Source organism: Nocardioides sp. (assembly GCF_034670285.1).
GTDB lineage: Bacteria > Actinomycetota > Actinomycetes > Propionibacteriales > Nocardioidaceae > Nocardioides.
On record NZ_JAXMNS010000578.1, the window covers coordinates 1 to 1634 of the forward strand.

Annotated in this window: 1 protein-coding gene and 1 pseudogene; both read left to right on the forward strand. The window is 75.0% G+C overall.

Going from position 1 to position 1634, the window contains the following annotated elements; translation table 11 throughout:
- A pseudogene (locus VOI19_RS19230) lies at positions 1 to 464 on the forward strand (septum site determining protein); the annotation flags it as partial.
- The gene (locus VOI19_RS19235) at positions 461 to 1615 is read left to right on the forward strand and encodes a TadA family conjugal transfer-associated ATPase (RefSeq protein ID WP_323794534.1); all 1155 of its coding nucleotides are present in this window, start codon (positions 461 to 463) and stop codon (positions 1613 to 1615) included. The pseudogene VOI19_RS19230 and the gene VOI19_RS19235, both read left to right, overlap by 4 nt.
- Positions 1616 to 1634 lie beyond the last annotated feature (19 nt).

The window sequence follows — 1634 nt, forward strand, 5'->3', positions numbered from 1 at the left end:
CGCTGTCGTGGTCGGCCGGCTCGACGGCCAGCCCGCAACCGTTCGCCGTACGAGAGGCGCTCTCGGCTGCCCGCCGAGGGCACGACACCGTCGTCGTGGACCTGCCGCGGGTCACCGACCCCCTGGTGGTCGAGGTGCTGGCCCGCTGTGACGCGGTGGTCCTGGTGGTGGTCCCGAGCGTGCCGGGCGTCGCGGCCGCGAGTCGGCTCGCCGCGAGGCTCGCGGGGCTCGCGGGGCTTGCGTCGCCGGGGATCGTCCTGCGCGGGCCCGGTCTCCACGAGCGCGACGTCTCGAGGGCCACCCGGCTTCCCGTGATCGCCCACGTGCCACACCAGCGCGGGCTGTCGGAGGCAATCGATCTCGGACTCGGTCCGATCCGCTCCTGGCGTAGCCCGCTGGCCCGCACCTGCGTCGCGCTCGTCGACGACCTGGCCGACCTCGCCGTACGACGGGTCGCTGCGTGAGCGCGGTCCTCGTCGACGCGGTGCGCGAACGGCTGGCGCGCACCCCCGGCGAGCTGTCGCCCCACCGGGTGGCCGAGGCGCTGCGTGCCACCGGTCGACCGGTCGGCGACGCGACGGTGTTGGAGGTCTACGAGGCCCTGCGTCGCGACGTCGTCGGCGCCGGACCGCTCGAGCCGCTGCTGCGCACCCCGGGGGTGACCGACGTGCTCGTCAACGGTCCGCAGGAGGTCTACCTCGACCGCGGCGCCGGGCTCGAGCGTGCCGACGTCTGCTTCGCCGACGACGCCGCCGTACGACGCCTCGCGCAGCGGCTGGCCGCGCATGCCGGGCGGCGCCTCGACGACGCGACCCCCTTCGCCGACCTGCGACTGGCCGACGGCACCCGCTTCCACGCGGTGCTGGCGCCGCTGGCTCGACCCGGCACGGTGATCTCGCTCCGTGTCCCGCACACCTCCGGCTTCACGCTGGACGACCTGGTCGAGCGCGGGATGGTCGCGCCCGAGCTCGAAGGCCTGGTGCGCCGGATCATCGGTGCCCGACTGGCCTTTCTCGTCACCGGAGGAACGGGCTCCGGCAAGACGACCCTGCTGGCTGCGCTGCTGGGCGAGCTGTCGCCGGCCGAGCGACTGGTGATCGTCGAGGACGCTTCCGAGCTGCGCCCGAGGCACCCGCACGTGGTGGCCCTCGAAGGGCGTCCCGCCAACGTCGAGGGTGCCGGTGCGGTCGAGGTGCGCACGCTCGTGCGCCAGGCGCTGCGCATGCGGCCCGACCGGCTCGTCGTCGGGGAGGTGCGTGGTGGTGATGTCGTCGAGCTGTTGGCGGCGCTCAACACCGGTCACGAAGGGGGCTGCGGCACGCTCCACGCCAACAGCGCGATCGACGTCCCCGCGCGGGTCGAGGCCCTCGCCCTGGCGGCCGGGCTGGGGCGCGAGGCGGCCCACAGTCAGCTCGCGGCGGCTCTCGACGTCGTCCTGCACGTGACCCGGGGCCGCGACGGGAAGCGCCGACTGACGCAGGTGGCGCTCCCCGCGCGTGGTGCGCACGGGCTGGTCGAGATGCGCGCAGCGGTCGAGGTGACGGCCGACGCCGTGAGTGAGGGGCCGGGGCTCGACGACCTCCTCGCCTTGCTGGCGCGGCGAGCCGGGTCGTGACTCCTGCGGCGGTCTGGCA